Consider the following 7,845-nt stretch of genomic DNA (forward strand, 5'->3'; position numbering starts at 1 on the left):
GAGGAAATCCGCCCCGACGATTTCGCCCCGCCGCCCGAGCCAAGTCCACCAGCGCCGGTGCCACCGGCGCCGCCGGTTGCCGCAAAGCCCGCCGCTGCGCCCGCTGCGCCGCATCGGCAGGCCGTACCGGAATTGCCTGACCTGATCGATGTGCCGACGCTCAAGCCGGTCGCCGCTCCCGCAGCGCCTGCTCCTGTGGCCGCCGCGCCAGACTTCGATTTCCCCGACCTGACCATACCGGGCACCGGCCCAGGTGCAGCAAAGCCCGCCAATCCGGCTGCGCCAGTGGTACCTCCGCCGGCTGTGGGCGCGCCCTTGATGCCCGATCTGGCCCTGAACTTTGATTTTGCCGTGCCCGATGAAAAGCCGGCAGCTGCACCCGTGGCGCCGCCGGTAGCGACTGCGGCAGCGCCAGCAGCCAAGGTGGTCGCGCCGCCGGCGCCCGCAGCTGCGCCGGTACCGGTCAGCGATGATGTATTCGACGGCCTTGGGCTTTCCATCGAGGCGCCGCCGCTGGATGAGTATGATGCGGCCGCCATGGTGGAAGAGGTGCAGGCAGCCCTGAAACCCGAGCTGGAAAAGCTGGTGCGGGCCGAGCTGGCGCGCCAGCTGGCGCCACTGCATGTCGAGGCCTTGCGCCGCACCTTGGCTGTATTGCAGCCGCAACTACAGAAGTTCATCGTGGCCAAGGTGGACGAGGCGATCAAACGTCGCTGACCGAAGTGCTGCGCTGCGGTAAAATCGTCGTCTTTTCATCGATTACCGAGCGGCCTTCCCGATGCGCACCTCGCAATTTTTCCTCTCCACCCTCAAAGAAGCGCCTAACGAGGCGGAACTGCCCAGCCATAAGCTGATGCTGCGCGCCGGCCTGATCAAGAAGCTCGGTTCCGGCCTCTACACTTGGATGCCGCTGGGCCTGCGGGTGATGCGCAAGGTGGAAGCCATTGTGCGTGAAGAGATGGACAAGGCTGGTGCGCTGGAATTGTTGATGCCGGCCATCCAGCCGGCCGAGCTGTGGCAGGAAAGCGGCCGCTGGGCGGTATTCGGTCCGCAGATGCTGAAAATGAAGGATCGCCACGAGCGCGACTTCTGCTTCGGGCCGACGCACGAGGAAGTCATCACCGATATCGCCCGCAGCGAAATCAAAAGCTACAAGCAGCTGCCGCTGAATTTCTACCAGGTGCAGACCAAGTTCCGCGATGAGATCCGGCCGCGCTTTGGCGTGATGCGTGCTCGCGAATTCATGATGAAGGATGCCTACTCCTTCGATGTGGACACGGCTGGCATGGCGGAAAGCTACCGCAAGATGCATGTGGCCTACACCGCCATCTTTACCCGCCTGGGCCTGCAATTTCGCGCGGTGAAGGCCGATTCCGGCGCCATTGGCGGCGACGCCTCGCAGGAATTCCATGTGCTGGCCGATTCGGGCGAAGATGCCCTGGCCTACTGCCCGAGTTCCGACTTTGCAGCCAATGTCGAAGCCGCCGAAGCCTTGGCCCCTGCGGCGCCACGTGCCGCCGCGACCGAGGCCCTGCGCGATGTCGATACCCCCAAGCAAACCACCTGTGAAGCGGTAGCTGAACTGCTGGGCATTCCGCTGCAACGCACGGTGAAGCTGATCGCCCTGATGGTGGGCGAGCAGCTGGTGCTGGTGCTGCTGCGTGGCGACCATACGCTCAACGAAGTAAAGCTCGGCAAACTCGATGGCATGGCCGACTTCCGTTTTGCTGCCGAAGATGAAATCCGCGCCTTCTTCAACTGCCCGCCCGGCTTCCTCGGCCCGGTCGGCATCGACCGTACGCGCGTCCGCCTGATCGCCGACCGCACCGTGGCGGCGATGAGCGACTTTGTGGTGGGCGCCAACAAGCCCAAATTCCATAGCGCCGGCGTCAACTGGGGGCGCGATTTGCCTGAGCCTGATCTGGTGGCCGATGTGCGCAATGTGGTGGCCGGTGATGCCTCGCCCGATGGCAAGGGCGTGCTGGAAATCTGCCGTGGCATCGAAGTCGGCCATATCTTCCAGCTCGGCACCAAGTATTCCCAGGCGCTCAACTGCCAGTATCTGGATTCGGAAGGCCAACTCAAGCCGATGGAAATGGGCTGCTATGGTATCGGTGTCAGCCGTATCGTTGGCGCCGCCATCGAACAGAATTTCGACGAGCGTGGCATCAAGTTCCCGGCCGCCATGGCGCCGTTCACGGTCGCCATCGTGCCGGTCGGCTACCAGCGCTCCGAGGCGGTCAAGGCGGCGGCTGACCAGCTGTACGCTGATTTGCGCGCCAAGGGCATCGATGTGCTGATGGATGACCGCAACGAGCGCCCCGGCGTGATGTTTGCCGATATGGAGCTGATCGGCATTCCGCATCGCGTCACCATTGGCGACAAGTCATTGGCAGAAGGCAAGGTGGAATATGTATCGCGCCAGCAAGGCAGCACCGAGCTGGTGCCGCAGGGTGATATCGCGGCGCTGTTGCAAGGGAAACTGAGCGTCTAGATCCAGGTCGCAGCATCATGAAAACTCATCTTTCCATCGTGCTGGCGCTGTTTGCTGCGGTGCCGGCTCTGGCTGGTGCACAAAAGGAAGAAGCGCTATCGGCCTCGGTTGCCACCACCATGCAGCGTTCGATCAACGATAGCTACTCGCCACGGCTGGTGTTCAGCGATCCGAACGAGGGTAAGGCCTGGCTGGCCGAGATGTCGCAACGCCTGCAGAAAAAGGTGCCGGATGCCTACATGCGGGAAAAGCTGCTGACGGCGATCCATTACGAAGCAACCCGCGCCGGGCTCGATCCGCAGCTGGTGCTGGGCTTGGTGCAGGTGGAAAGTGGTTTTCGTACCTATGCGATATCGGAAGCCAGTGCGCGTGGCCTGATGCAGGTGATGCCGTTCTGGGTGCGCCAGATCGGCACGCCTAGCCACAACCTGTTCGATATGTATACGAATCTGCGTTACGGCTGCACCATTTTGCGCCATTACCTCGATATCGAGCAGGGCGACCTGTATCGCGCCCTTGGGCGCTATAACGGCAGTCTTGGCCAGCCCGAATACCCGAATATGGTGCTGGCTGCCTGGAAGGTGCAGTGGAACTGGCGGCCCGGCCAGGCGAAGGCGGTGCCGGTAACGGCAGCGGCGACCAAGCCATCCATGTGATGGCTGGCGTGATACTCAAACGACTTCGGACATCTTGTCGCGCGCCTGCTGGAACGCGCTGACCGTGGCGGCGGCAAAGCGGTTGCTGGCGAAATTGGCGACCTGGCGCGTCGCTTTGGACAGCGAGTCATAACCGCAGCCGCTGATGCACAACACCTGCTTGAGGGGCTCGCCCACCTGTGGTGCTTGCTGGGCGATCTGGCCGAGCAGGGTGCGGTGCTGTTCTGCCATGGCGCGTTCCATCAACTGCATGGCATCGGTCATGGCCGACACCTGAGCGACAAACAGCGCGCATCCCAATTGCAGGCCATGGTCGAGGTGCTGCTCAAGGTGCTCGCCCGGCTTGTCGCTGGCCTTGACCGATTTGAGCCAGTCGCGACAACCGTCGAACTGTGTGCTGATCAAACGTTCCAGATTGCGGCTGGCAATATCGGCACCCTCGCTGAGCAGGTCCAGCTGGTGGTCAAGGCCGGTCGCTGCGCGATGGGGAATCGCAGAACCCATGGTGACATCCTGTGTTGTAGCCTGGCCGGCAATTCAGCCCGTCATGCACCTGTTTGGGGGCGCGCAACGGTGATCAGCACCAAACCAGAGCATTTGTTGCAGTGCGGTAGTCGAGCAGTCTATGCCGACAATTGGCGAAGTCAATCAGCAAATGATCATGCAGCAGCAGTGGCCTAGCGCTCGCTACCAGCCCAGCTGGCTTCCTGTCTGGCTCCGACAAACATCGGGCCGTTGTCGTCTACCTGCAAATACCCCCCCTTGCCCCTGTACCAATCTGGCAACACCCAGCGCTGGCGCAAGCCGTGCTGCACCTCATGGCGCGACAGGCTGGGCCTATGCGTATGGCCGTGGACCAGATGGTGGCCGGGGTAGGCGGCTAGCAGCTTGCTTACGGCGCTGGCGTTGACATCCATGATGTCGGCTGCCTTTTCCTGCTTGGCCGACTCGCTGGCCATGCGCACCTTGGCGATTTCTGCCTTTCGCACGGGCAGAGGCAGGCCCAGAAATTGTGCTTGCCAGGCTTGATTGCGCACCATGTGGCGAAACTGCTGATAGGCAAGGTCGTCGGTACACAGCTGATCGCCATGGCTGAGCAGCAGGTTCAGGCCGAATGCCTCGATGCAGTACGGGTCGGGGAGCAGGGTGGCGTGAGCGCGCCGGGCAAAGTCCGCGCCGATCAGGAAGTCGCGATTGCCATGCATCAGGTACACAGCGGTGCCGCCTTGCGCCAACGCGCACAGCTGATCAGCCATGCGCTGATTGAGTGCATCGTCATCATCATCGCCAGCCCAGTATTCAAACAGGTCACCAAGCAGGTAGAGCGCGCTGGCCTGGCGCGCCGGGCCTTGCAGGAACTCGGTGAACGCCTCGATGGTGGTGGGGTCGGATTCGCTGAGATGGATATCCGAGGCAAACAGTATCGGTCTGGACATGGTAGTGCCATGTAAAACGGCGCAGAAAGCTGCGCCGTTGTGTGGGTTGCAGGCCCGGTAGGTTTCGGGCCCGGCAGGGAATCAAGCCACCAATTCGGCCTTTTCGATAATCACATCGGTCAGCGGTACATCCTGGAACATGCCCTTGCTGCCGGTGGCGACGCCCTTGATGGCATCGACCACTTCGGTGCCTTCCACCACTTTGCCGAATACACAGTAGCCAAAGCCCTGATTGGTCGGCGCGGTGTAGTTCAGGAAGCTGTTGTTGACGACATTGATGAAGAACTGCGCACTGGCCGAATGCGGGCTGGGGCGGCGCGCCATGGCGACCGTGTACTTGTCGTTCTTCAGGCCATTGGCGGCTTCATTCTCGATTTCGCCACGGGTGGGCTTTTCCTTCATGCCAGGCTCGAAACCGCCGCCTTGAATCATGAAATCCTTGATCACGCGATGGAAGATGACGCCGTTGTAATGGCCGTCTTTCACGTATTCGACAAAGTTGGCAACGGTCTTGGGGGCCTTGGCTTCGTCCAGCTCGAGGGCGATCAGGCCGTGGTTGGTGTGCAGATTGACGCGCATTGGAGAATCCTTTCAGGTGGCAGCTGCTTGTGGCAGCGCGATCAGGCGAACCGGGTTTATTCCCAGATGATGAATTTGACGCCGGCCGTTGGCGTAACGCCTTCAGATGACTGTGGTGGCACCGGTGTGCTGGTCGGCTTCTCCAGCTGCGGTGCATCGGCCGGCACTGCAGAGGCGCTATTGGCGGCGAGCAGCTTGGCACTCTTGATCACAATAGGGCGATTGGGCACATTGTCCATGCCATTCATACGGCCGGTTGGCTCTGCAGCGATCTTTTGCGCCACATCCATGCCCTTGATGACCCGGCCGAACACGGTATAGCCCCAGCGCTTGTTGCCGTTGTCTTCGCGGTAGTCCAGCGGGATATTGTTGGACAAATTGATATAGAACTGCGAAGTTGCCGAATGCGGATTGCCGGTGCGGGCCATGGCCAGCGAGCCGGTGACATTGGACAAGCCGTTAGTGCTCTCATTGTCGATCGGCTTGTCGGTCGGCTTTTCCTTCATGTCCGGGGTATAGCCGCCGCCCTGGACGACAAAACCCGGAATGACCCGGTGAAACTGCGTGCCGTTGTAATGGCCCTTCTTCACATACTGCAGGAAATTGGCGACCGATTTCGGTGCCTTGTCCTGCATCAGTTCGACTTCAATATCGCCCAGCGTGGTATTTAGCAGCACATGGGGGTTATCAGCGAAAACCTGCGGCGCCATGGCAGCCAGCGCCAGCGAGATCAGCAAGCGTTTCATGATGGTATTTCCATGCGGATTGATAAGTGGCGAGATGTTAGCACAGGCCGGCCCGCCGCTGGCCTTGCATGGCGCCGGCAATTTACAATTGCGGGCTGGGCGCTTTGCCTTGTGTACCGGGGATTGTGATGGACAAATTGATCAGTGAATTCGATCGTGCCCTGCGCACGGTGTTTGCCCCGGCGGCCAGCGTGCGCCCCCATCCGGATGCGCAGATTGACGAGCCGGCGATGGATATCGCCGACAAGCGCCATGCGGCCGGCCTGATGCGGGTGAATCATTGCGGCGAGGTGTGTGCCCAAGCCTTGTACCAGGGCCAGGCTCTGACGGCACGCGATCCGGCAGCGCGCGAAGCCTTGCGCAGCGCGGCCCATGAGGAGGTCGAGCACCTGGCCTGGACCGAGCGCCGCCTGCAAGAGCTGGGTAGCCATAAAAGCGTGCTGAACCCCCTGTGGTACGCCGGTTCGCTGGCCATTGGCGTGACCGCCGGACTGGTGGGCGATCGCTGGAATCTGGGGTTTCTGGCCGAGACTGAGCGCCAGGTCAGTGCCCACCTCGATGCGCATCTAAGCAAGCTGCCGCAGGCCGATGAAAAGAGCCGCGCCATCGTCCGGCAAATGCATGCCGATGAAACTGCCCATGCCGAGACAGCGGTGGCGCTCGGCGCGGCGCCGCTGCCGCTGCCGGTGCGTTTGGCGATGCGGTCGATGTCCAAAGTGATGACGGGTCTGTCGTATCGCCTGTAGCGGTTTGCTGGGCAAATCGGCTTCTCAGGCAGGCTACCCTGCTGCGGCTTCCCGGTTGAATACGCGGCAGCAAGGCTGAGCTAGGGCGGGCGTGTGTCGCCGCTTGCCCGGTGCGCTGCTAGAATGCCGCCCTGCTTGCTGGCCAACCATCCTCGGCCGGCAATGGCGGCTTTCTGCCTACCGGCAGCGCCTATTCAAGACTCGGAGACAAGACATGCAAATCAAAGACAGCGTATTTCTGGTAAGTGGCGGGGCATCAGGTCTGGGCGCCGGTGTGGCACGTATGGCCATCGCGGGTGGTGCGCGAGTGGTTATTGCTGATCGAAATGCCGAGGCGGGCACCGCACTAGCGGCGGAACTCGGCGAGCACGCCGCTTTTGCGCTCGCCGATGTGACCGACGAGGCAGCTTGCCAGGCCGCTGTCAGCTTGGCGGTCAGCCGCTTTGGCCGCCTGGATGCGCTGGTCAACTGTGCCGGCATCGTGCATGGCGAAAAGCTGGTGGGCCGCGAAGCACCGCATGCGCTGGCCAGCTTCCAGCGGGTGATCGGTGTGAACCTGGTCGGTAGCTTCAATCTGCTGCGCCTGGCATCCGATGCGATGAGCAAGCAGAACCCGCTTGCCAGTGGCGAGCGTGGCGTCATTATCAATACCGCCTCGGTGGCGGCGTTTGACGGGCAGATCGGCCAATGTGCCTATACCGCATCCAAGGCCGGCATCGTTGGTATGACCCTGCCGGCAGCGCGGGAGCTGGCGCGCTTCGGCATCCGCGTAATGACCATCGCTCCCGGTATTTTCAAGACGCCGATGATGGGCAGCCTGCCGCAAGATGTGCAGGATAGCCTTGGCGCTTCGGTGCCCTTCCCGTCGCGCTTGGGCGAGCCGGGCGAGTATGCGCAGCTGGTAGCGGCCATTGTGGAGAATCCGATGCTCAATGGCGAAGTGATTCGCCTCGATGGCGCACTGCGCATGGCGCCGAAGTAAATCATCCGAGTTGCGCACCTATGCAAAAGCCCCGCTTGGTCGGGGCTTTTGCTTGTACGGCGGGTTCAATTCCTCACGTATATCACCCATCAGGGCTTGTTCAGCGCTCGCGCCTTCTTTTGCAACTCGGCTTCCACGCCGCCTTCGGCTAGATATGGCGCGCACAGTGCCGATTGCGATAGTGCATACAGCTTCTCAGCGTTGGC

At 61.7% G+C, this 7,845-nt stretch carries 7 protein-coding genes and 2 pseudogenes; 5 read left to right on the plus strand and 4 right to left on the minus strand.

Annotated features, from left to right (window positions below):
* From ACE3OH_RS16425 to ACE3OH_RS16435, 3 genes and pseudogenes are all read left to right on the plus strand, one after another.
* Positions 1–717 (plus strand): annotated as a pseudogene (locus ACE3OH_RS16425) (hypothetical protein); the annotation flags it as partial.
* Between the two features lie 61 nt (positions 718–778).
* Positions 779–2,494, plus strand: coding sequence for a proline--tRNA ligase (locus ACE3OH_RS16430; RefSeq protein WP_374355382.1), 1,716 nt, complete (start codon positions 779–781; stop codon positions 2,492–2,494).
* A 17-nt stretch (positions 2,495–2,511) separates the two neighbouring features.
* Entirely contained in the window at positions 2,512–3,150 is a 639-nt protein-coding gene (locus ACE3OH_RS16435; RefSeq protein WP_374355385.1) for a lytic transglycosylase domain-containing protein, read from the plus strand.
* A gap of 15 nt (positions 3,151–3,165) precedes the next feature.
* Here the strand turns inward: ACE3OH_RS16435 and ACE3OH_RS16440 are convergent, their stop codons facing one another.
* The 4 genes and pseudogenes from ACE3OH_RS16440 to ACE3OH_RS16455 form a co-directional block, all read right to left on the minus strand.
* Complete coding sequence (locus ACE3OH_RS16440) at positions 3,166–3,654, minus strand: hypothetical protein (RefSeq protein WP_374355388.1); 489 nt, start codon at positions 3,652–3,654, stop codon at positions 3,166–3,168.
* Between the two features lie 173 nt (positions 3,655–3,827).
* Complete coding sequence (locus tag ACE3OH_RS16445; protein WP_374355391.1) at positions 3,828–4,586, minus strand: UDP-2,3-diacylglucosamine diphosphatase; 759 nt, start codon at positions 4,584–4,586, stop codon at positions 3,828–3,830.
* An 81-nt stretch (positions 4,587–4,667) separates the two neighbouring features.
* On the minus strand, positions 4,668–5,165 hold the full coding sequence (locus ACE3OH_RS16450; protein WP_374355394.1) for a peptidylprolyl isomerase: 498 nt from the start codon (positions 5,163–5,165) through the stop codon (positions 4,668–4,670).
* 194 nt (positions 5,166–5,359) lie between these two features.
* Positions 5,360–5,911 (minus strand): annotated as a pseudogene (locus ACE3OH_RS16455) (peptidylprolyl isomerase); the annotation flags it as partial.
* Between the two features lie 128 nt (positions 5,912–6,039).
* On the opposite strand from ACE3OH_RS16455, the gene coq7 reads away from it, so the two are divergent.
* Positions 6,040–6,657 carry a 2-polyprenyl-3-methyl-6-methoxy-1,4-benzoquinone monooxygenase gene (gene coq7, locus ACE3OH_RS16460; RefSeq protein WP_374355397.1) on the plus strand — a complete coding sequence of 206 codons (618 nt, stop codon included), beginning with the start codon at positions 6,040–6,042 and terminating at the stop codon, positions 6,655–6,657.
* A gap of 214 nt (positions 6,658–6,871) precedes the next feature.
* A complete protein-coding gene (locus ACE3OH_RS16465; RefSeq protein WP_374355403.1) occupies positions 6,872–7,639 on the plus strand; it encodes an SDR family NAD(P)-dependent oxidoreductase in 768 nt (255 codons plus the stop codon).
* The last annotated feature ends 206 nt before the right edge of the window (positions 7,640–7,845 follow it).

It is taken from the genome of Chitinimonas sp. (assembly GCF_041904975.1).
GTDB lineage: Bacteria > Pseudomonadota > Gammaproteobacteria > Burkholderiales > Chitinimonadaceae > Chitinimonas.